The organism is Mycobacterium florentinum (assembly GCF_010730355.1).
Lineage (GTDB): Bacteria > Actinomycetota > Actinomycetes > Mycobacteriales > Mycobacteriaceae > Mycobacterium > Mycobacterium florentinum.
On record NZ_AP022576.1, the window covers coordinates 815,737 to 838,880 of the forward strand.

Annotated in this window: 16 protein-coding genes; 11 read left to right on the top strand and 5 right to left on the bottom strand. The window is 66.8% G+C overall.

The window, feature by feature from the left end:
- The first annotated feature begins 37 nt into the window (after nucleotides 1-37).
- The gene (gene car / locus G6N55_RS03950; RefSeq protein WP_163667691.1) at nucleotides 38-3,547 is read left to right on the top strand and encodes a carboxylic acid reductase; all 3,510 of its coding nucleotides are present in this window, start codon (nucleotides 38-40) and stop codon (nucleotides 3,545-3,547) included.
- A gap of 41 nt (nucleotides 3,548-3,588) precedes the next feature.
- The gene (locus G6N55_RS03955; protein WP_139827018.1) at nucleotides 3,589-4,512 is read left to right on the top strand and encodes a TIGR03564 family F420-dependent LLM class oxidoreductase; all 924 of its coding nucleotides are present in this window, start codon (nucleotides 3,589-3,591) and stop codon (nucleotides 4,510-4,512) included.
- A 5-nt stretch (nucleotides 4,513-4,517) separates the two neighbouring features.
- Here G6N55_RS03955 and G6N55_RS03960 read toward each other — a convergent pair whose 3' ends face one another.
- Both G6N55_RS03960 and G6N55_RS03965 read right to left on the bottom strand, forming a co-directional pair.
- Nucleotides 4,518-5,369 (bottom strand): hypothetical protein, encoded by an 852-nt coding sequence (locus G6N55_RS03960; RefSeq protein ID WP_179968117.1) that lies wholly within the window; start codon nucleotides 5,367-5,369, stop codon nucleotides 4,518-4,520.
- A gap of 74 nt (nucleotides 5,370-5,443) precedes the next feature.
- Nucleotides 5,444-5,893 carry a DUF1003 domain-containing protein gene (locus G6N55_RS03965; protein WP_085225145.1) on the bottom strand — a complete coding sequence of 150 codons (450 nt, stop codon included), beginning with the start codon at nucleotides 5,891-5,893 and terminating at the stop codon, nucleotides 5,444-5,446.
- Nucleotides 5,894-6,317: 424 nt separating this feature from the next.
- On the opposite strand from G6N55_RS03965, the gene G6N55_RS03970 reads away from it, so the two are divergent.
- The 4 genes from G6N55_RS03970 (at nucleotide 6,318) to G6N55_RS03985 (ending at nucleotide 9,969) form a co-directional block, all read left to right on the top strand.
- Nucleotides 6,318-7,445, top strand: coding sequence for an FAD-dependent oxidoreductase (locus G6N55_RS03970; RefSeq protein ID WP_085225144.1), 1,128 nt, complete (start codon nucleotides 6,318-6,320; stop codon nucleotides 7,443-7,445).
- Between the two features lie 68 nt (nucleotides 7,446-7,513).
- On the top strand, nucleotides 7,514-8,593 hold the full coding sequence (locus G6N55_RS03975; RefSeq protein WP_085225142.1) for a zinc-binding metallopeptidase family protein: 1,080 nt from the start codon (nucleotides 7,514-7,516) through the stop codon (nucleotides 8,591-8,593).
- A gap of 180 nt (nucleotides 8,594-8,773) precedes the next feature.
- Nucleotides 8,774-9,214 carry a flavin reductase family protein gene (locus G6N55_RS03980; RefSeq protein WP_085225345.1) on the top strand — a complete coding sequence of 147 codons (441 nt, stop codon included), beginning with the start codon at nucleotides 8,774-8,776 and terminating at the stop codon, nucleotides 9,212-9,214.
- A gap of 35 nt (nucleotides 9,215-9,249) precedes the next feature.
- A complete protein-coding gene (locus tag G6N55_RS03985; protein WP_139827025.1) occupies nucleotides 9,250-9,969 on the top strand; it encodes a pyrimidine reductase family protein in 720 nt (239 codons plus the stop codon).
- 40 nt (nucleotides 9,970-10,009) lie between these two features.
- Here the strand turns inward: G6N55_RS03985 and G6N55_RS03990 are convergent, their stop codons facing one another.
- On the bottom strand, nucleotides 10,010-10,495 hold the full coding sequence (locus tag G6N55_RS03990; RefSeq protein ID WP_085225138.1) for an SRPBCC family protein: 486 nt from the start codon (nucleotides 10,493-10,495) through the stop codon (nucleotides 10,010-10,012).
- A 355-nt stretch (nucleotides 10,496-10,850) separates the two neighbouring features.
- On the opposite strand from G6N55_RS03990, the gene G6N55_RS03995 reads away from it, so the two are divergent.
- Both G6N55_RS03995 and G6N55_RS04000 read left to right on the top strand, forming a co-directional pair.
- A complete protein-coding gene (locus tag G6N55_RS03995; RefSeq protein WP_085225137.1) occupies nucleotides 10,851-11,192 on the top strand; it encodes a hypothetical protein in 342 nt (113 codons plus the stop codon).
- 139 nt (nucleotides 11,193-11,331) lie between these two features.
- Nucleotides 11,332-13,128: a serine/threonine protein kinase PknE gene (locus tag G6N55_RS04000; RefSeq protein WP_085225135.1), complete on the top strand. Its 1,797-nt coding sequence runs from the start codon at nucleotides 11,332-11,334 to the stop codon at nucleotides 13,126-13,128.
- Between the two features lie 35 nt (nucleotides 13,129-13,163).
- Here the strand turns inward: G6N55_RS04000 and G6N55_RS04005 are convergent, their stop codons facing one another.
- Complete coding sequence (locus tag G6N55_RS04005; RefSeq protein ID WP_085225133.1) at nucleotides 13,164-14,936, bottom strand: patatin-like phospholipase family protein; 1,773 nt, start codon at nucleotides 14,934-14,936, stop codon at nucleotides 13,164-13,166.
- 659 nt (nucleotides 14,937-15,595) lie between these two features.
- Here G6N55_RS04005 and G6N55_RS04010 point away from each other — a divergent pair.
- The 3 genes from G6N55_RS04010 (at nucleotide 15,596) to G6N55_RS04020 (ending at nucleotide 21,866) form a co-directional block, all read left to right on the top strand.
- A complete protein-coding gene (locus tag G6N55_RS04010) occupies nucleotides 15,596-16,657 on the top strand; it encodes an adenylate/guanylate cyclase domain-containing protein (protein WP_232078920.1) in 1,062 nt (353 codons plus the stop codon).
- Nucleotides 16,658-16,806: 149 nt separating this feature from the next.
- On the top strand, nucleotides 16,807-19,929 hold the full coding sequence (locus G6N55_RS04015) for an MFS transporter (RefSeq protein ID WP_139827024.1): 3,123 nt from the start codon (nucleotides 16,807-16,809) through the stop codon (nucleotides 19,927-19,929).
- A 287-nt stretch (nucleotides 19,930-20,216) separates the two neighbouring features.
- A complete protein-coding gene (locus G6N55_RS04020; RefSeq protein ID WP_085225130.1) occupies nucleotides 20,217-21,866 on the top strand; it encodes a serine/threonine-protein kinase in 1,650 nt (549 codons plus the stop codon).
- Here G6N55_RS04020 and G6N55_RS04025 read toward each other — a convergent pair whose 3' ends face one another.
- Complete coding sequence (locus G6N55_RS04025) at nucleotides 21,867-22,988, bottom strand: hypothetical protein (RefSeq protein WP_085225128.1); 1,122 nt, start codon at nucleotides 22,986-22,988, stop codon at nucleotides 21,867-21,869. It abuts the gene before it with no gap.
- Nucleotides 22,989-23,144 lie beyond the last annotated feature (156 nt).

Genomic DNA, 23,144 nt, shown 5'->3' on the forward strand with positions numbered 1-23,144 from the left:
GACGAGCGGCTCGCTGCACGGCACGCGACCGGCCGAGATGGACGAGGACCCAGACGAGCGAATGTCCCGGCGGGTGGCCGAATATTTCGACAATGATCCGCAATTCCGGGCGGCTGCTCCGCTTCCCGGAGTGATCGAGGCGGTCGGCACGCCGGGTCTGCGACTCACCGAGGTCTTGGAGACGATCGTCGAGGGCTACGCCGATCGGCCGGCACTCGGCGAACGCGCGCGCGGATTGGTCACCGATGCCGCGGGCCGCACCTCCGTGCGGCGGCACCCGCGTTTCGACACCATCTCCTACCGCGAAGTGTGGGACCGGGTGCGTGCGATCGCCAGCGCCTGGCGCAACGACCCCGAGAACCCGGTCGTCCCGGGCGATGTCGTCGCGACAATCGGATTCTCCAGCGCCGACTACCTGGTCGTAGACCTGGTCTGCGCCTACCTCGGATTGGTGACCGTGCCGCTGCAGCACAACGCACCGGTCGCGAGGCTGCGCCCGATCATCGAGGAGTGCGAACCGAAGATCGTCGCGGTCAGCGCCGAATATCTTGATCTGGCAGCCGAATCCTTGTTGACCAGCACCTCGTTGCGGCAGGTGATGGTGTTCGACTACCAAGCCGGGGCCGACGAGCAACGGGAGAACTTCGAACAGACCCGGGTTCGCTTGCAGGGATCGGATGCGGCGGTGGTCGTCACCACGGTGGACGACGTCGTCGAGCGCGGGCGCGAGTTGCCCGCCGTCGCACCGTTCACCGAGGACAGCAACGAGCGCTTGGCGATGATCATGTACACCTCGGGCAGCACCGGAACACCCAAGGGCGCCATGTACACCGAGCGGACGATTACCACGCTGTGGGCGTCGATGCTCTTCCTCACGCCCGGACTGCCGGTGATCAACGTGAATTTCATGCCGTTGAATCACCTCGGCGGCCGGTTGCCGCTGGCGTCGGCATTCCTCGCCGGGGGTACCAGCTATTTCGTCCCCGAGTCCGATCTATCCACCCTGTTCGAAGACTGGGCGCTGGTGCGGCCCACCGAAGTCGGTGTGGTTCCGCGGGTGGTGGAGATGCTGTACCAGCACTACCGCGGCGTGGTCGACCGCGGGATCGCCGAGGGGGCAGATCCCGCAACCGCCGAGCAGGATGCGCTGACCGAACTGCGTGAGCACGTGCTGGGCGGGCGGGTTATGGGCGGCTTTGTCGGCAGTGCGCCATTGGCCGCAGAGATGAAGGCGTTCTTGGATTCGATGCTGGGCGTGCACGTTACGGACGGCTATGGGCTGACCGAAACCGGAATGCTGACCCGAGACGGCATAATCTCACGCCAACGTGTCATCGACTACAAACTGGTCGATGTGCCCGAGCTCGGCTATTTCCTCACCGACCGGCCTTACCCGCGTGGGGAATTGCTCGTCAAGACCGACACGATGACGCCGGGTTACTACAAGCGTCCGGAAATCACCGCCGAGGTCTTCGACGAGGACGGCTTTTACAAGACCGGCGACGTGATGGCCGAGATCGGGCCCGATCACCTGATCTACGTCGACCGCCGCAACAACGTTCTCAAGCTTGCACAGGGCGAGTTCGTCGCGGTGGCCAACCTGGAATCCATTTATGCCGGGGCGCCACTGGTACGGCAGATCTTCGTCTACGGCAACAGCGAACGGCCCAGCCTGCTGGCTGTCATCGTGCCCACCCCCGAAGCACTCGCCGAATACGGCAACAGCCTCGCGCTGAAATCGGCGATACACCAATCGCTTCAGCAGACAGCTGCGGCGGCGCAGCTCCAATCCTATGAGATGCCAGTCGATTTCATCCTGGAAACCAAGCCGTTCACCGACGAGAACGGACTGCTCTCCGGTCTGGGCAAGCAGCTACGCCCCCGGCTCAAGGGCCACTACGGCGAAGCACTCGAGCAGCTGTACACCGAAATCGCGGCCGCACAGGTCGACGAGGTCCGGGTGCTGCGCGAGACTGCGACCGACCGCCCGGTGGTGGAGACGCTGACCGCCGCCTGCCGAGCCTTGCTGGGTATCTCGGACGCGGACCCCGAAGCCCACTTCACCGACCTCGGCGGAGATTCGTTGTCGGCGTTGAGCTTCTCCCGCTTGTTGGCGGAGATCTTCCACGTCGAGGTTCCGGTGTCGGTGATCACCAGCCCGGCCAATGACATCGCGACGATCGCCGACTACATCGACGCCCAGCGCGGTACCCGCGTCCAACGTCCGACGTTCGGCACCGTGCACGGGCAGGGCGCAACCGCTGTTGCCACCGGCGAACTGACGTTGGACAAGTTCATCGACGCCCAGACATTGTCCGCCGCACCGTCTTTGCCGCATGCCACCGGGGCACCGCACACCGTGCTGCTGACCGGCGCGAACGGCTGGCTGGGACGATTCCTCACGCTGGAATGGCTGGAGCGACTCGCCGTGCGGGGCGGCCAGCTGGTGACGATCGTGCGTGGCCGCGATGCGGATGACGCCAGGACGCGCTTGGAAAATGCCTTCGACAGTGGTGATCCCGAACTGCTGAGCCGGTTCCGCGAGCTTGCCGCCATGCATCTCGAGGTGCTGCCCGGCGACATCGGCGATCAGGATCTGGGTCTGGACCCGGCTACCTGGCAACGGCTGGCCGATACCGTCGACCTGATCGTGCACCCGGCCGCACTGGTCAACCATGTGCTGCCCTACGACCAGCTGTTCGGGCCCAATGTCGTTGGAACCGCCGAGCTTATCCGGCTGGCGATCACGACCCAGATCAAGCCCGTCACCTACTTGTCCACCATTGCGGTGGCGATGACGGTGGCGCCCGGTCAGTTCCAGGAGGACGGCGACATCCGGCGGGTGAGCCCCACTCGTCCGCTCAATGACGACTACGCCAACGGGTACGCCAACAGCAAGTGGGCCGGCGAGGTACTGCTACGGGAGGCCAACGAGCTGTGCGGTCTGCCGGTCGCGGTGTTCCGGTCGGACATGATCCTCGCGCACACCCGATACCGTGGCCAGCTCAACGTGCCCGACATGTTCACCCGGCTGATCTTCAGCCTGCTGGTGACGGGCATTGCCCCGCATTCGTTTTACGAACGCGACCCAGCGTGCAGCCGGGCGCGGGCACACTACGACGGCCTGCCGGTCGACTTCATCGCCGAGGCGATCACCACGATCGGCTCCCGGGTCACCGCCGGCTACAGCTCGTTCGACGTCATGAACCCGTACGACGACGGCGTCTCGCTGGATGTGTTCGTGGACTGGCTTATTCGGGCTGGCAACAAGATTCAGCGCATCGTCGACTACGACGAGTGGCTGGCCCGCTTCCAGACCGCGCTGACGGGTCTGCCCGAGCGGCAACGTCAGCAGTCGGTTCTGCCGCTGCTGCACGCATTCCGCAAGCCCGAGAAGGCGATTCGGGGTGCGGCCGCGCCGGCCGAGGCGTTCCACGCCGCGGTGCGCGCCGATAAGATCGGACCCGCCAAGGACATCCCGCATATCTCCGCGGAGTTGATCGACAAGTACGCCGACGACTTGCGGCAGCTGTCCTTGCTCGGCTGATTCCAGACATCTACAGAAGGGGTTGTGCCGTGGAGATCTCCATGTTCACTTCTGTCGGTGACGGCGCGGGGCGACCACTCGTCGACGCGTACGTCGAGGGGCTTGCACAGATCGCCGCGGAGGGTTTCCGGCGCGTATGGTCGGCCCAATTGCCTTGGGAGCCCGACGTGATGAGCGTGCTGGCCGTGGCGTTGCGCGAGGTGCCCGGGATCGAAATGGGCACGGCGGTGCTACCCATCCAGGTCGCACATCCGATGCTGACCGCGCAACGCGCGTTGACGCTCAGCTCGATCGGCGAAGGCCGGTTCAAACTCGGCCTCGGGGTCAACCATCCGCAATTCAGCGAACAGTGGTGGGGAGTTCCCTGGGACAAACCAGTCCGACGGATGAGCGAGCACCTCGACGGACTGCTCCCGCTGCTCGCCGGCGAACCGGCTGATGCGATCGGCGAAATCGTCACGACCCGCGGCGAGCTGCAAATTCCCGGTGTAGCGGCCCCCGAGGTTTATCTCGCGGCGCTGGGCCCGCAGATGCTGCGACTGGCGGGCCGGCGCAGCGCGGGAACCATCACGTGGATGACCGGGCCCAAGACGCTGGCCAACCACATCGGGCCGACCCTGCGCGACGCCGCCGCGGCGGCCGGCCGCCCCGAGGGTGCGGTCACGGTGATCGCGGGCCTGCCCATCCTGGTCACCGATGACATCGACGGCGCCCGGGCGCTGGCCGCCGAGGAGTTCGCGGTTTACGGCACGCTGCCGTCGTATCGCGCGATGTTGGACCGGGAGGGCTTCGCCGGCCCCGAGGATGCCGCCCTGATCGGCGACGAAGCCACCGTGGCCGAGCGTATCGACGAACTACGCGGCGCCGGTGTCGACGAACTCACCGCCTACCTGTTCGCTGACGACGACGATACGCTCGCGCGAACCCGCGCGCTGTTACGCAAGGCCGCCGGCCCGGCCGGCTAGCGAGGTCACCGGATGCGCAGGCCGCGCTTGCGGACCCAGAGCACCGCCGCGATTGTTCCCACAGCCCACACCGTCAGCGCAATGGCCAGGTGGACAAAGCTTTTCGTGTCGCGGCCGAACACCGGCCAGATCAGCGCGGGTATCTTGGTCCAGAGCACCTGATGCTCGACCCCGTTCATCGGGTCGGCGAAGTAATACAGCGCGTAGGGCAGCGTCAGCGCCGCGATCCAGCCGCGAGTGCGGCGACGGTCACCACGCTGGCGCCATCGCCGCGTCAGCGGCTCGACCCCGACCGGGTGCAACACGGAAAAGAAGTTGCCCACCCCCAACCAGCTCACGATGGGCACCGCGACCGTCGGGATCGTGATGGCCAGGCGCTCGGGGTTTTCCAGCCACAGCGTCAGCACCACCGCCGTCACCAAGGTCGGCAGCCCGACGATCACGAGCAGGGCCAGGTTCTTGATCAGCAGCACCCGCCAGAACGGCACGCCTTCGGACACGGCCGCGGTGACGCGATAGTGATCCGCGCCCAGCAGGTTCGTGGTGGTGACGTCGGCGAGGATCCACGACGAGAAGTAGGTGCCGACCAGGACCACCCAGTCCTGGTGGCGCCCAAGAGTCAGCGGCTGCACCGCCAACCACCCCACGGCGAACACCAGGTTGGCCACCACGCCCATCAACCAGGTGCGGGGCGGGGTGAAAGCCCAGCGGATCTCCGCCGCAATGGCCGGCCCCAGGCTTCGGTGTAAATCCTTGGCCGCCCGTTTGGCCGCGGCGGGCCGGGGCGCCGACGCTCGCACCACCGCCCGCAAGACGGCACGCAACCGCGGGTGCGTCGTCTCTTGCAGTTCCACCATGTCAACCCAACGTGAGCGACCGACCGCGCGATCACCGGCTCCACCAACGCTTTTCACTTCGCCGACCGAACTGGTCACTCAAGCGTTGGGTTGATGAACCGTCGGTGCAATTCCTCGGTGAGCACATGGATGTCGCGGGTGAGCTCGGTGTTGGTCTTCAGCTCCAGCTCCTGAGTCTGAAAGTCGTGGTCGGCCCTGGCCTGTTGGAAGGCCGCCTGACGGTTCTGGCCGATCATCACGAACGTCGACAGGAAGATCGCCTCGAGGGACACCACCAGGGTCAGCGTCGGCCATGGACTGGGTTCCACAAACGCCATCCACACGCCGAACAAGGCCGCGTGCAGCCAGACGAAATTCATCGATCCGGCAAATGCCGTGATCCGGTCCGCCAGCCGCAACTGAAAATTGGCGCTGCGCCGCTTGGCTTCCTCCAGGACGGCGGGGTGATGGATCTGTCCGCCGCGCAGCAGCCGGCGCGGGATCAATTGCGGATTGTGTCGATGGCCGTCGGCTTGGGTCGTCATGAGCCGCTCCTTTCTGCCACGGTGATACGCGCGCTAATGCTAGCGGCCGATTGGCCGTTCAATAGCGAAGATCTTGAGGCTCAGCCCGCCTTCACCGTTTGCGTGGCTGGGAGCTGCCGACGGCGTGTGCTGCGCACACCCGCCACACCGGGGAACGCGACCACCGCCACCGCACGCACGGCGGCGGTTGAACATGGTGCCGATTGGCTCAGTGAAGCACCAATTCGCCTGCCGCACCTGGCTTCCCCGCAACCGGTAGCTTCTTCCGGGTGGCATAGTAGAACGTGTTACAGTTTGCCGATTCCGACCGGCGGTTCCCACAGCCGGGCGTTTCAGGCGAGGAGGACCGCATGGATTCCAGCGCCGCTGGCCGCGCGCACCCCAGATCGTCGAAACACATTGCGGCAGAAATGAATTCGGCGTAATGGCACCGCGCAAACGCGTCGTAGTGGCGGGGCTGGGCGACGTCGGCCTGTTGACCGCGATCCGGCTGGGTAAGCACGCCGACGTGGTCGGAATTTCGGCCAAGTCCGCGCTGGTGAGCGGTCAGGAACTCGGGGTGCGGATCTCCCGCCCCGGCGACTGGGCACGCGACTACTGGATTCCGTTCGACCGGTTCCGCGGTTTGGATCGAGTGCGCACGGTTCAGGCCACGCTGACCGGAGTGGACCTGGCTTCCCGAACCGTGTTCGGCCGCGGTGGCGACGGCGCGACGATCGCCGAGGAATTCGACGCGTTGGTGATCTCCACCGGGGTGACGAACGGATTCTGGCGTCAACCGACCATGCAATCCCCCGACGAGATCGGCGCCGACCTGCACGCCGCGCACAACCGCCTGGCCAGCGCGGACTCGGTGATCGTCATCGGTGGTGGTGCGGCGGCGGTCAGCAGCGCGGTGAACATGGCAACCACGTGGCCGGACAAGCGCATTGACCTGTACTTCCCTGGAGACGCCGCATTGGGCGGGTATCACCCCCGGACCTGGGAACGGATTCGCGGCCGGCTCACCGAGCTCGGTGTGGGGCTGCACGCCGGGCACCGCGCGGTGATCGCAAACGGCTCGGCCGGCGCGGAGATCACCAGCGCACCCGTCAGCTGGAGCACCGGACAGCCGCCGGCCAGCGCGGATGCCGTGCTCTGGGCAATCGGCAAAGTACAACCCAACACCGACTGGTTGCCGCCCGAACTGCTCGACGAACACGGCTTCGTTCGGGTATCGCCGGAGTTGGAAGTGCCCGGCCATCGCGGCGTTTTCGCGGTCGGTGACGTCGCCGCGAGCGATCCCCTGCGCAGTTCGGCGCGTAACCGCGGGGATTCCTTGGTAGCGCACAACATTCGCGCCGAGTTCACGGGCCGGCGACTGCGCACCTATCGGACACCGGGACGACGGTGGGGCTCACTGGTAGGAATCCAGGCCGACGGGCTGGAGGTCTTCCTGCCCACCGGCCACGCGTTCCGGCTGCCGGCCTGGTCGGTCCAACGGGTGGTGATGCCTGGGCTCGTCCGGTGGGGCATGTATCGCGGTGTGCGGGCTAACAACCCGCTGCGGTAATCGCATGTGCGCGTGAAAGTCTGACCACGACGGGTGCTGTCCGACCGCTCGTGTGCCACGATGATTGCGTGCGCGCATTCGACTGCCCGGTGTGCCACGGGTTCGTTGCATTCGAATCACACCGTTGCCCGAATTGCCAGGCCACGTTGGGATTTCACACGCCGTCGATGGCGATGGTCGCGACCGCCGCCGGTGCCGCGGTGGTCGGCGGTAGCCGCTGGATCGGGTGCACCAAAGCCGCCGGCCTGGGCTGCAATTGGCTGGTACCCGAGGAGCAGCCGGATCACGCCAGCCGGGGTCGCTGCCTGCCCGATTCCCTGATCCGGCGGGAACCGGCCGCCGACGACACCATCGCGCTCGAAAAGCTGGTGTCCACCGCGGTGGACCTGCGCAGACTCGCCTATCAGCTGTTGGACCTCGGACTTCCGGTGACTCCGTTCTGGCGCGCCGACGGCGGGCTGGCCTTTGACCTGCTGTCCAGCTACAGCACCGGGGAGAAGATCGTGATCGGCCATGCCGGTGGGGTGATCACGATCGACCTGACGGAATCCCTGGACGCTTACCGGGAATCGCTGCGGGTGCATCTCGGCGAGCCGTACCGCACGATGCTGGGGCATTTTCGGCACGAGGTTGGTCACTACTACCAGAATCTCTTGGTCGAGGCCGGCGTGCGCCATCTGGACGAATGCCGGGAACTCTTCGGCGACGAACGCGCCGACTACCAAGCCGAAATCGCGCGTCACTACCAATTCGGGGCCCCCGAGAACTGGGACGAGTCGTTCATTTCGGAGTACGCGACGATGCATCCGTGGGAGGACTTCGCGGAATGCTTTGCGCACTATCTGCACATCACCGACACGATCAATACCGTGCGCGAGGCCGGCTTGATTCTGGTCGCCGATCGGTCGAGTGTCGCCGTTCCCCGTGACATCGTCCCGCTGGCTTCCTACGCCGACGCCCCCATCGAGCGGCTGCTTTATGACTGGAACTGGCTGGCGCTGTTTTTCAACCGCATCAACACCGCGATGGGCAAGCCGCCGCTTTACCCCTTCGAAATCCCACCCCCGGTGATCCGCAAATTGGGCTTCGTACACAAGGTGATTCGTCAGGCCTCTCTCGACAACACCGAAACGCCAAACCCAGCCTGAACCGCCCCGTCCGCGGCCGGCGACCGGCCGCGACGAACGTCGAAGCACGCCGCCGGACGGTGCTGAAGACGGCTATTGGGGTCGGTGTGATTCCAAACCGCGCCGAATGGGAATAGAGAGCGGGTGGGCGAGCCGGAGGTGAGTGCGTTCGAGAAGTTGGTGGCCCTGCTCAACTACCCGATGTTCGTCGTCACCACACAGTCCAATGGCAGTACGGCCGGCTGTCTGGTGGGCTTCGCCTGCCAGGCCAGCATCCGTCCGCCCCGTTTCCTGGTCGGCTTGTCCCCGCAGAACCACACCTTCCGCGTGGCCGCCGACGCCACCCATCTGGCGGTGCATGTGTTCGATATCGAACACATCGACCTCGTCGAGCTATTCGGCAGCCAGACCGGCGACGAGACCAACAAATTCGACCGATGCCGCTGGCATCGCGGCCCAGCGGGACTGCCCATTCTCGACGACGCGGCCGCCTGGTTCGTCGGCAAGATCCTCGATCGCTTCTGTCTCGGCGATCACGTCGGGCACCTGCTGGAACCGCTGGGTGGCGACCCGCCGACCGAAGAGGAGGAATGGGTGTCATTTGACGATGTCCGCTCGCTGGATCCGGGCCACGAGGCATGACGGCATCCGATCATCACCGTAAGCGGGCGGACACGGTGCACGATTACCCGCGGGTGGGCGCCGTCAGCGATGTCGCCGAACTCGCGTCGTTCTATGCCGAGTCACCGGCCGGGGTGCGCGTCAACATGATCTTCAGCGCCGACGGAGCCGCCGTATTCGGCGGACGCGCCGGGCCGTTGTCGGGTCAAACCGACCAGCAGCTGCTCAAGATCCTGCGAGGTTTCGCCGACGTGGTACTCGTCGGCGCTGCCACCGCGCGCGCCGAGAACTACGGTCCGGTGCAGCTCAGCGACGCCCAACAAGCCGAACGGAACCGCGGCGGCAGGAGCAAGCCGCCGCCGGTCGCCGTGATCAGCCGGTCCGGCGTGCTCCCGACCAGACTTGTCAGCGACCCCAGCCAACCTCCGCTGTTGGTGACCTGCGCGGAGTCCGCGGTGTGGCACAACCGCAACAGCGATCAGCGATGCGGCGTATTGGTGGCCGGCGAGGAGACCGTAGATGTCGCGCGGGCCGTTGCGCTGCTGCGCGCGCACGGGCTGACCCGGATCCTCTGCGAGGGCGGGCCGACTCTGCTCGACGAACTGGTGGACGCCGACGTCGTCGTGGAGGTCTGCGTCACGCTGGCCCCCAAGCTGGCCGCGAGCCAACCGGCGGGTCACCGACGGCGACCGTCTCGGTTGCCGCTGCCGGCCACGTTGCGGCTCCAGCACGCACTGGCCTACGACGACTATCTGTTTTTGAAGTATCGCCGCTGATCATGATGCATTTTGGCGGGCGCCGAGCCCGCCGCGGCCGTTAGCCCTGCGAGTAACCCCGGCGCACGGTGCGGTCCAGAATGCCCAGCGTCGCCCGCAGCGCACCCTCGGAGATCACCGGGAAGATCCCGGCTTCTCGCCATTTCGGGTCGATCTTCGACCAGTCGTAGAAAGACGTGACCACGGTGCCCGCGGCGTCCTCGGTCGGCTCGAGCGCGAAGCCGTAGATGTGGCCGATCTGGGGGCGGAGCTGGCCGAGAACCGTCCACGAGATCAGGCGATCGCGGTCGAACTCCGTGATCTCGACGGTGACGTCGTACTTGCCGAGTTGCGGGTAGTCGTTGAGCGCCTCGCGGTCCATGTGCACGACGAAGCTTTCGCCGTCCGCTGTCACCGGATCGCCGTCGGCGTCTTGCAGCATTCCCGTCGAGTCGATCGCGACATGGCCCTGCGGGTCGCACAGCAGCCTGAAGATATCGGGCGCGGGTGCGGCAATGGTGCGCTGAACCTCGATGCGGTCGGTCATGCGTCCTCCCAGTCAACGTTGATGGGTCGCCGGTTACTTTACGGCGGCCACGCCGGTCGATGTCCGAAACCGGATGCCCCGCAACGGTTGCCTCGCCGCCCGCAGTGCCCGTGCTGTTCTGCTGCGATGGCGCCGAGCGCGGTGCTGTGTCACCGTGGATTGATGCGGCGGTGCTATTTCCGAGTGGACGTCCGGGCCTACCCCCCGGGCGGGCGCGCCGCGGGCAGGTCCGGGGCGAGCGCCCGGTTTCGGTGCGGTGACACAAGTTCAAACGGTCGTCGAATTGCCTGTGCGACATCATGTTGCGCCCACCGCCGGCCACTTTCGCCGCTTGCAGAGGAGGACCATCGGCCAAGTGAGCAATTCAGACGACGATGACGGTTACCGCAACATCGCGGTGAACGGACTGCGGCCCAACGAACTTCGCTGGGCGCTGAACCACGATTTCGTTCACGGCATTGCGTACGCGTTCAAGAATCCCGTCGCGGTCGCCAACGCAAGCGACGATCCCGACGACGATCGAAAGACCTACTTGGTGCGAATCAAACGCGACGACTTGGCCGCCGCGCTGGGAAATATCAACGAATGGATCGTCAAAAACCCCGGTAAAGCCGGGATCCACGCGTACGGGTTCCTCCGGGCGCTGTCGAGAGAGGGCCTCAGCGAACGCCGGACCGGTGACGAGGAGCGTCGCTGAGCGCCGAATTGATCCGTTTTCGGCCGCGCCGAGCGGCGCTTATGCCCTGGTTCGCGAATTAGCTGGCATTCTCGCTATTCACCGTGCCTCCGGCTGGCCCAAGCTATTAGCCTTATGCCTGGCATAGAGGAGTCGGCGAATGGGTGACACCGCGGGTTCGCGGGAGGGCTCGCAGTTCGGGCCCTATCTGCTGCGGCGGCTGGTGGGTCGCGGCGGGATGGGCGACGTGTACGAGGCCGAGGACACGGTCCGTGAGCGGGTTGTCGCGCTGAAGCTGATGTCGCAGACGCTGTCCAGCGATCCGGTCTTCCGCACCCGTATGCAACGCGAGGCCCGCACCGCGGGACGGCTGCAGGAGCCGCACGTCGTGCCGATTCACGACTTCGGCGAGATCGACGGGCAGCTCTATGTGGACATGCGCCTGATCGACGGCCTGGACGCGGCCACCATCTTGAGCCGGTACGGACCGCTGAAACCGCCACGGGCGGTGGCGATCGTGCGCCAGATCGGCTCCGCGCTCGACGCCGCGCATGCGGCCGGTATCACGCATCGCGACGTCAAACCGGAGAACATACTGGTCAGCAGCGACGACTTCGCCTATCTAGTCGACTTCGGCATTGCCAGCGCCACCTCCGACGAGAAGCTGACACAGTTCGGCACCACGGTGGGCACCTTCAAGTACATGGCCCCGGAACGGTTCAGCGACACCGAAGTCACCTACCGAGCCGACATCTACGCACTCGCCTGCGTCCTGTACGAATGCCTGACCGGATCTCCCCCGTTCCAGGGCGACCAGGTCAGTGTGATGAGTGCGCACCTGCACCAGTCGATCCCGCGGCCCAGCGCCACGCGACCGGGCATTCCGGCCGCCTTCGACCAGGTGATCGCGCGCGGCATGGCCAAAGACCCGCTGGACCGCTACCCGACCTGCGGCGATCTGTCGGCGGCCGCGTATGCCGCCCTGGCCACGCCCGATCAGGATCGGGCGACCGACATCTTGCAGCGCAGCCAGGCCGAACTGCCGCCCGCCTACGCGGGTCAGGTGCCCCTCGGATTTGCGGCCACGCCCCCGGCCATGGCCAACCAGGCCCCGGGTTGGCCCTCGTCGGCCACCGGGATCCCCCCTCCTCCAAGCGGACCGATCCCACAGCCGACCGGATGGCCCGGCGGCCCCGGCTGGGGGACCGCCGATGCCGCCAGCATGGGGATGCCGTCGTGGAATCAACCGGCGCCCAAGCGCGGGCGCAATGCGTGGTTATGGGTGGGTCTTGCGGCCTTCGTCGTCGTCGCCTTGGTGAGCGCGGTTCTGGTTGTCGCCCAACCCTGGCGGTCGTCGGGCCCGTCCTCGTCGAAACCGCCGGCGGCAGCCGACGCGGTTGAACTCCGCGTCCTCGACGACGGTGTGCTGGTGGGCAGCTCCGCGGCACCGGTCACCATCGACATCTTCAACGAGCCGATGTGCCCGCCCTGCGGAAGCTTCATCCGGTCCAACGCGGGCGATATCGAAACCGCGGTGAACAACAAGAAACTCGCGGTGCGCTACCACCTGCTGGCCTTCCTGGACGACAAGTCGCACAGCAAGAACTACTCCACCCGCGCGGTGGCGGCCACGTACTGCGTCGCGGCCCAGAACGACCCGAAGCTCTACATGAGCTTCTACTCCGGGATCTTCGCCAGCTCCTTCCAGCCGCAAGAAGGCGCCCCCGAAGACCGAACCGACGGCGAACTGGCGCAATTGGCCAAAACGGTCGGCGTCGACGCCGACGTGATCAATTGCATCAAGGCGGGTGACGACATGGCGACCGCGAAGGCGAAGGCCGACGCCGGCGACACGACGCTGGCCGGGTTCAATGCCTCCGGCACACCGTTCGTGTGGGACGGCAACAAATCGATCAACTACCAAGACGCGACCTGGCTGACCAAGCTTCTCGGGTAGATCAGGGGCCGACCGCTGGACTTCTGGGCCCCGCGTCAGATCATGTTCGCGACTTGAGGGTCGTCGGTCGCGCCGACGAGGTGTGGCTGCGCTTCGAGCATGGCCCGGGTCGCGAGCCGTCCAGCTTCGACGGCGGCATCGATCTTCTTGAAATCCAGCGGACCGATCGTCGAGATGTCCGGCTCGATGATGGCCGCGATACCGGGTAACTCGAGCAGGTTGCCGGTCGAGGCCGCCAGGTCGACGGTGCGCAGCAGCGTCTCCTGCAGCGGCGGCAGGGCGACATCCGTTCCGGTGAGCAGACGCCGGACAAACCCGGGCGGCTGAACGATTGTGGGCAGCAGGCCAAAGCCCTTGGACGGCAGGAATTTTCGGCGCAGATCGACACAGATGACCTCGCCGTCACCGTCGGCGCACATCACGTCGGCCGGAAGGTTGTTCAACAGTCCCCCGTCGATCAGCAGGCGCTCGCCATGCTGCACCGGCGGAATCAGGCCCGGGATCGAGATCGACGCACGCACCGCGAGCGTCAGCGATCCGCGGCGATGGATGATCTGCTCACCGGTGATCATGTCCGCGGAGACCGAGAAAAACCCCTTCGGCAGGTGCTCGATCATCTTGCCGCCGAAGAACTCCTCGAGCAGACCTTCGATGCGGGTGCCGCGGGTGAGCGCGATCGCGGGGATCGTGTAATCGCCCAGCGGGCTGGTGTTTCCGACGAACCGGTATGCCGCGTCGGTCGCCTCATCCGCGTTCATGCCCTGCGCGAAGGCCGCGGCGGCGATGGCGCCGGCACTCGTCCCACCGAAACGATCGATCACGATGCCGGCCCGGGTGAGCTCTTCGTAGACACCGAAGTGCGCCAGTCCCCGCGCACCGCCACCCGCCAACACGAGCCCATAGGACCGGCCCGCGATTCTGCGGGCCAGCGCGGCGATTCCGTCGTCGTCGCTCTGATGATGCGAGACCGGCTCCAGCAGATCCCACCAGCCGGGATCCGGCACGGTCAACGCGATCAGGTGAACGGGACCTTGCGCATCGACTCGATCGAGCGCGCCCGGCGGCTGGGCTTGGTCGACCAGAACCACCAGCCGATCGCTTTGCGCGACAACGTATCGCCGCCACAGCTCGCCCGAGCCTCGGTCGGCCACCACCAGCACCCAATTGTGGCTGCGCTCGGCCCGGTCGAGGGTCTCGGCGAACGCCTCGACGAGTTCGGCGTGCGCCGTGACCGCCGCGGTCTTCTCGGCGGGCGGCGCGACGACCGCGATCGAGCCGTACGCGCCCAGTCGCGCCGCGATCGCGTCGACGATCGGTGCCGCGACCGCGTATCCGGTCGAGACGATGCCGATGACTCGCGGCGCCGAGGAGATGTTGGCGGACTTCGAGTCGCGCAGCATTCTCGCCATCGCGCGGACCATCGCCAACTGCAGTTGCGGAGTGTTGGCAAGCACCTCGCTGAAGGTCTCGCCGGCAATGCGCCAGACCACGCCGTCACGCATCGCTTGAACCCCCGCCGACCGCGCGGATCCGGAAATCACGCCCAGGTCCCCGATGGAATCGCCGGCCGCCATCTCGCGGATCACTTGCCCGTCGGCACCGACGGCCGCGAATCGCCCTGAGTCGATTACATAAATGGCGTCGGACGGTTCACCCAAATGAAAGAGCCATTCGTGGGCCGGGATGTGCAGCCGATCCACCGCGCTCGACAGGTCGTTGAGTTGCTTTGCGTCGATGTCGGCGAGCATCGGGACATTCCGCAGCGCCTTTCGCACATCGGCGACTCGCGATTCCCGTCGAGTACTCATCGAGCGACCGGTATGCCGACAAAACCGGGCGCACGGACGGCCGACGTGGCCGCAAGCGGGCTTGAAGAACGCATGCTCTTCCTCTCCGGCGCTCCAAAACAGGTATCGGTCAGCAGCTTATCTGCCGACCGATGTGCCTTCCGAATTCCGCCAGCTCTCGGGCGAACCAACCCCCGTTTGCCACCACCAACGCCGCGGCTCAACGAAGCAATCGGTCGCCAATCCTAGGACCACCGCCACGCGCTCGAATCCTTTTGGGGCAGAAACTAACCCGGCTCGCGTTCCGGACAGCACGACCCCTCTTGTCCCGAGCGAGCAAACGTGACCTTTGATTAACCGGCGGTTTACCCCTAATTTCGCGTCTGTAGGCCATTTTAGGATTTCCAAACTCGCCGGGGTGGTTTCCGGTAATGTCCGCACCGTCACCATTTGCCGGTACGAAGGACAGCCGTGAGCGCGAAGGACCAACGAGTCAGCGTGGTCGCGGCGAGCCTAATCACCGGGAAGGGCAGCGGATGGGTGACGATAGGCGAACTGGCGCCATACCCCGGCTGATGACGGCTTGTCATGAGACCGCAGCGACGTCGTGACTGCGGAGGAGCATTGGCATTAACCGGATTTCAGGTGAGCGGACTGTCACGGCGGGCAGCGAGGCGATCATGACTTCCTCTATGGAGATGCCGGGCGGGCAGCCCGGCAACCCGCTGGCCCACCTCGACTTGCACGACGGCGGCACCGTGCAAAGCGTGCCGATTATCGATCAATTGTTTATCGGCCGGGAGTGCGCGGGGATCAGCGAATCGCGCCGACTGGTGATCCGTGATCCCGAGATCTCCCGGACCCATCTCGAAATCCGGTTGGACGCCGTCGCCGATCAGGCTTTCGTGATCGACACCAGCACCAACGGTACGTTGCTCAACGGTATGCGATTAGCCCGCGCGGTTCCGGCGCCGCTGCGCCCCGGCGACGAGATCCGGATCGCCGATTCGACGATGGTCTTCCGCTCGCAGCGATTCACCGCGGACGCGATGACGCCCGGCGTCACCCGCACCCGGATCAGCCAGACCGCCATGGTGATGGTGGTCGGCGACATCATCAACTACTCGACGATCTCCGAAGTAACCGAAGGAGAGGTCATCGCGCAGAGTCTGCACACGCTGTGGCATGAAATCGGTGGAGTCCTGCAGGCTCATCGCGGCACGCTGAACCATTACGCCGGCGATGCGATCTTCGCGATCTGGGAGGCTAGCCAGTTCCCTGATGCCGGTGAGCGCGCCATCGATTTCGCGCTCGCCGCCAACCAGCTTGTCGGAGAGCTCGGGCCGAGACTACCGTTGCGCAGCCCGGACGGCTCGCCGATCCGGATGGGCTGGGGTGTGGTGGTTGGCATGGTCGCACTGGCGGCGATGACGAGATCGGTCGAGGCGGTGATCGGCGACTCCACCAACGTGGCGTTCCGGTTGGCCGGCCTCGCCGGCCGCCAGGGGCGCGCGTCGGTGATGGTGACCAGCGGCGTCCGCCGCACCGTCGGGACGCAATTCACGTGGGGAGAGGGCCAAGAAGTCGAGCTCAAAGGCCGCAGCGGGAAAGAGACGGTATTTCCCGTCCTCGGGCGCGAGCAGGCCGGCGGGTCAACGACTTTACCGGGGAGAAACGCTGCGGCGGAGTCGGCCGGTAGTCCCGAATCCACCGCGGAAATGCCCATTGCAAACGCCGACTGAGCCGCCCGACGGCTTTCACCCCAGGGGTCAATATGGATCTCGGAACGTCCCATGCGCAGCGCCGATCCGATGCCGCCGATTCGGCGATCACGGGCAGCGCAACGTCGAACGGCAATCCGGCCGCGACACCGTCGGATAGACGTCAGCCGATGGGCTCGCTCACCGTGCGCCGTCAGCCCTCGTCGACGGCGGTGCTGCTGGTGGCGGCGTTCGGCGCGTTCCTCGCCTTCCTCGACTCGACGATCGTCAACGTCGCGTTCCCGAACATCCAGCAGTCGTTTCCCACCTACCCCATCGGCGACTTGTCCTGGGTTCTCAACGCCTACAACATCGTCTTTGCGGCGTTCCTGGTGGCGGCGGGCAAGCTCGCCGACCTGCTCGGCCGCAAGCGAATGTTCATCTGGGGCGTGCTGCTGTTCACGGCCGCATCGTGGCTGTGCGCACTCGCCAACACCGTCGAGCAACTGGTCACATTCCGGATCCTGCAGGGCATCGGTGCGGCACTGCTGGTACCGGCCTCCCTCGCCCTGGTCGTCGAGGGCTTCGAGGTCGCGCGCCGCGCCCACGGCGTGGGATTGTGGGGCGCCGCGGCGGCCATCGCCTCGGGTCTCGGCCCGCCGATCGGCGGCGCGATCGTGCAGGTGTCCGATTGGCGCTGGGCGTTTTTGGTGAACGTGCCGCTCGGCGTCGTCGCGGTGGTGGTGGCCCGTCGCGAGTTGGTCGAGAGCCGTTCGCCCGGACAACGGCGAGTACCCGACCTGCGTGGCGCGCTGTTGCTCGCCGCCGCGCTCGGCCTGTTGACCCTCGGGTTGATCAAGGGTCCGGACTGGGGCTGGTCCGGCGCCGGCACCATCGGGTCGTTCGTCGCCGCGGCGGTCGCGCTGGTCGGGTTCGTGGCGAGCTCCCGGTTCCACCCGTCGCCGCTGATCGAACCCGCTTATCTGCGCGTGCAATCGTTCGTCGCGGGCAACGTCCTGACGATCATCGCCGGCGCCGGCTTCTACGGCTACCTCCTCACGCACGTGCTGTTCCTCAACTACGTGTGGGGATACAACCTGCTCAGGACCGGCCTCGCGGTCGCCCCCGCCGCACTGGTCGCGGCCGTCGTGGCGGCGGTGCTCGGCAAGATCGCCGACCGGCGCGGACACCGCACGATCATCTTCATCGGCGCGCTGATCTGGGCCGGCAGCCTGGTCTGGTACGTGCAGCGGGTCGGGACGCAACCGAACTTCTTGCGCGAGTGGCTGCCCGGCCAGCTGCTGCAGGGACTCGGGGTCGGTGCCACGCTACCGCTGCTCGGCAGCGCCGCCCTGGCCCGGGTACCCAAGGGCGGCAGCTACGCCACGGCGTCGGCGGTGGTCAGCAGTTGTCGCCAACTCGGCGCCGTCATCGGAATCGCGTTGCTCGTGGTCCTGATCGGCACACCGGCCCGGGGCGAGGCCGCCGAGGCGCTGCGCCGCGGCTGGGTGATGGCCGCGATCTGCTTCGTCGCGGTGGCCATCGGGGCTTTGTTCCTCGGCCGCACCGGCCAGGTGACCGCCGACCCTGTCGATGTCAAGCACCCGCCGAAACTCGAACCACGTTCGCGTGCAACGGCTGTCGCGCGGCACGAGCAGGTGCTTGCGGTCGGCCGCGATGACGACGTGCTGGAGACCCTGCCGCTGTTCGCCGGCCTGGACCCCGAAGCCCTTGCCGACCTGCGGGACAGCGCCGAGGAGATAGAAGTCACCGCCGGCTCATATCTCTTCCAGGCCGGCGACGCGGCCGACTCCCTGTACGTGGTGCGCAACGGCCGCCTGCAGGCGGTGCAACAGGGCGTCGCGATCCGGGAGCTGGGCCGCGGCGAGGTGATCGGCGAGCTCGGGCTGCTCACCGGCGCACCCCGGTCCGCGGCCATCCGGGCGGTGCGCGACTCCACCCTGGTGCGACTGACGAAGGCCCAGTTCGACAAGATCGCCGACGCCCGCGTGCTCGGCGCGTTGGTGCGCGAGCTGGCCACCCGGCTGCATCAGCTGCCACCGCCGACGTCTTCAAACCTGACCTCATGCGATGTGGTCGTCGCGGTAGTCGGCGTCGACACCGACGCTCCCGTGACGATGGTGGCCCACGAATTGGTGCACCTGCTGTCGGGTTATGTCCGCGCGGTGCGGCCGGGCCGCGTCGACCGCGAGGGCCTGGAGCGCGCCGAGCGGGCCGCGGACAAGGTGGTGCTGCAGGCGCAGGTCGATGACGCGGAATGGCGAGACTTCTGCCTGCGCGTCGCGGATCGGATCGTGCTCGTCTCGGGAAACCCTGCGCCGCCGGCTGATCCGCTGCCCGACCGCGCCACCGGCGCCGACCTGCTGCTGGCCGGTCCGCCGGCCAGCCGGGAGCACCGCCGCGCCTGGGAAGAGCTGATCACGCCTCGGTCGGTACTCACCGTGCACGCCGACGGTTCGGCCGAGGACCTGCGTCCGCTCGCCGCGCGCATCGTGGGGCGTTCGATCGGTCTGGTCTTGGGCGGCGGCGGCGCACGGGCGTTCGCCCATCTCGGGGTGCTCGAAGAGCTGGAAGCCGCCGGGGTCGTCGTCGACCGGTTCGCCGGCACCAGCATGGGCGCGATCGTCGCGGCGCTGGCGGCCAGCGGGCTGGACGCGGCGGGCGTCGACGCCTACGTGTACGAGTACTTCATCCGCACCAATCCGATCCGGGACTACACCGTGCCGGTGAAAGGCCTGACCCGCGGGCGGCGCATTCCGGCGCTGCTGCGCCGCGCCTACGGCGAACGGCTGATCGAGGAGCTGCCCAAGGAGTTCCGGTGCGTCAGCGTGGATCTGCTGGGGCGGCGCACCGTCGTGCATCGCCGCGGCCCGGTTGCCGACGCGGTGGGGTGTTCGCTGCGCCTGCCCGGGATCTTCCCGCCGTACGTCTATGGCGGCACGCTGCACGTCGACGGCGGGGTGCTGGACAACCTTCCGGTCTCGGCGCTGGCGAGTACCGAGGGCCCGCTGGTCGCGGTCGCGGTCGGTTTCGGTGGCGACGCGACCGCGTCCACGACTGAATTCACCGGTCCCCCACGTGTTCCCGGGATCGGCGAAACCCTCATTCGCACGATGATGATGGGCAGCGGGTTGGCCGCCGCCACGACGCTGGCTCAAGCCGACGTCGTGATCCGGCCCAGCACCCGCGGCGTCGGGCTGCTGGAGTTCCATCAGATTGACCAGGCCCGCGAGTCCGGCCGCGCCGCCGCCCGGGAGGCGTTGCCCGATATCCTCGCGCTCACTCACCGCTGAGCCCAACGCACACCGGAACATGATGCGGCATAAAAGATCTCGCTGAGTCTTGGGGCGCGCGGCGCGACCGATCGGCGAACGAAGCGGGTTCGCGTTGCCCGGAATTCACCGGCCGTTCGCATCGGCCGGCGCCCGGTCACCGCGAATTTCGATGGCCGGCGCCGAAACACCGGAGCCCCTGGCGGTAGCACGATCACGCATGCACCACCGCGATGTTGTAGTTTTCGAGCGACGATATTGGTCGGGGCTTACCGTCATGGTTGCCAGACCGTGAATAGGAGTCAGCCATGACCGGCGCGCAGGGCTCGCGGTTAGGGACGATGTTCGGTCCCTACTACCTCAAACGGCTGCTGGGCCGCGGCGGCATGGGCGAGGTCTACGAAGCCGAGCACACCGTCAAGGAGTGGACGGTGGCCCTCAAGCTGATGTCGCATGCGTACAGCCAAGATCCGGTGTTTCGCAAGCGGATGGAGCGCGAGGCCCGCATCACCGGCCGACTGCTGGAGCCCCACGTGGTTCCCATCCACGACTACGGCGAAATCGACGGGCAACTGTATTTGGAGATGCGCCTGATCGAGGGCATCGACCTGGGCAGCCTGCTCGAGCAGGACGGAGCGTTGGCTCCCGCTCGCGCGGTGGCCATCATCCTTCAGGTCGCCGCGGCACTCGATGCCGCGCACGCCGCGGGGGTCACGCACCGTGACGTCAAGCCGCAGAACATCCTGATCACCCGGAACGACTTCGCCTACCTGGTCGACTTCGGCATCGCCAGCGCGAAAACCGACGAGAAGCTCACCCAGATGGGCACCGCGGTGGGGACCTGGAAATACATGGCGCCCGAACGGTTTTCGAGTGATGAGGTGACGCCGCGCGCCGACGTCTACGCGCTGGCCTGTGTGCTGTTCGAATGCTTGACCGGGGCGCCGCCCTATCCGGCCGACAGCACGGGCGTGCTGGTCACCTCGCACATGATGGAGCCCATCCCGCTGCCCAGCACCCAAGGCTTCGGGGTGGACCAGGCATTCGATGCCGTGATCGCCGGCGGCATGGCCAAGAAGCCGATCGAGCGCTATGCCAGCGCCGGTGATCTGGCGGAGGCCGCACACGACGCGCTGTCCCGGCCCGAGCGCGATCGCGCCGCAACGATCCTGCGGCGCAGCGAAACCTCGGCCAAGGCACAGGACACCCAGCCCGAGGCGTCGACCTCCTCGGACACGCGATACAACCCGCTGGCGTCGACGGGACCGGAAACCCAGCCGGACGGCCCACCGCCGCCGCTGACATCGGCATCGGGCAGCGGCTCGCTGCCCACCGCCGAGCCCGGTGCCACCGGAGCGGGCCAACCACGCAACCGCAGCCGCTGGCCGATCCTGGCTGCGGCCGGCGTCGCGGTCGTCGTCGCCATTGCCGGAATCGGCATCTGGCTGACGATGAAACCCGCTGCCCAGCAACCGCCCAAGCCGAGTGCCGGGAAAACCCCGGCGCCCACCAGCCAGGCCCCCAGCAATGACCAGGCGCGGCTGATCAGCCTGCTGCCGCCGGGCTATCTGGCCGGCACGTGCACGCCGGCCACGCCCGAATCCGGGAGCATCTGGACCAACGCGGTCGCGATGGTGTCCTGCGGTCAGAACACTCAGCCCGGCGGCCCCAGCAAGGCCACTTACGGCCTGTTCCCGACTCCGGACCGGCTCAAGAAGTCCTTCACCGACGACATCGCGAACGTCAGCCTGGTGAACTGCCCCGGGGAGGGCGCCTCCCCGGTGAGCTGGCACTACGACCAAACCCCCAACGAGATGGCCGGATTGATCGCGTGCGGCACCTACAACGGCCACCCGAACGTGATCTGGACCAACGAGGAAAAACTCATGCTCAGCGACGTCGCGGGCGACCCCGCCACCGTCGAGGACCTGCACACCTGGTGGGACGCCTACGGCTGATCACCGCACCGGCGGCACCGGGACGAACTCCGTCGGGTTCGGCGACACCAGCGCCGAAAGCCTTCTGAGGCAGACGGACGGATCGACGTCATTGAGGTCGATCCCCGCAAAGGAGTCCGCGTCGACCCGCGCGCTGATCAAGCACGGCCGAATCCGTTCACCGGTAGCCGGATCCGTCGTCTCGACGACACCGCTGAAGATCACCACCTCAAACCGGCGTTCGCCGTCGAGTGCGAACAGGGTCGCCAGGCACAGCAGCGCGAGTTGGGCGATGGTGCCGGCGTACAACGCTTTCACCTGCCCCGCGGGACGCGGCGTCTCGACAACCGTTTGACGGCTCTTGACGTAGCGGTATGCCTTGGCAGTTGGGACGACATCGGCGGTGGGCAGTTCGTATTCGACCACCAATTGATGCAGCGCCGGCGCATAGTCGACGGCGAGCTTGGGGGTGATGCCGCTCGGCAATGGCATTGCCGTCAGGACGGATTCGACGTGGTCGGCCAGTTCGGCCGGACCCGACGCCGACGCGTCCGGCAGCTGCCGCAATCCTGCCCGAAGCAGATCGGTCAGCGCGGCCACATGAGATTCGATTTTCGCGTTCTGCCGTTCCACCTGAACGGCCACGCCGTCGAGGTTGTAGATTTCGCTTTCCAGGACAACGCCTTTGGGCCAGCAGCTGCGCTGCCATTCGCGCTGGCGCGCTAGCTCGGCGGCCCTGGCCCTCGCCTCGGCGGCCTGCACCGCCGCGTAGAGCGCCCTGGTGGTCTCGAGCTCTTTGAGCCGCTGCTGTTCGCGCACCGGGTGCCGGCGGCGGGCCAGCTGGTATTGGTAGCGGGCCTGCCCCAGCAACCGTTCGGCATCGGACAATCGGTCGTACGCCGGCGGTTGCACGAAGTCCGCCAGCCGGGGCAAGGGTTCAGCGATCTCCAAGTAGCGGATTCGCATTTCGCAGGCTTCGGCGTTCTCGCGGGCCTTGCTGACGGTGTAGTAGCGCTCCAGCATCCGGCACGCCGACTCCCAGTTCTCGGCGCTGGTTCGCCGCGAGGAGCGCCACAAGTTCCAGAGCGCGTGGTACGCCTCGAGTTCGGCGGCGCGACGCTGGCCGTCGTCGAATGGCCCCATGCTCTCCCCTGACCGGGTGACTTCCGTCCCTTCAGAACTTAACGCGTCAGGTGCGGCATGTGCAGCGGGGCGCCATCACGGGCATACGGGGTCGGCGGGCGTGGGGGCCACGGATTATCAAGCTCCGCGAGCGCGGTCGACCCCCACGCCCGACGA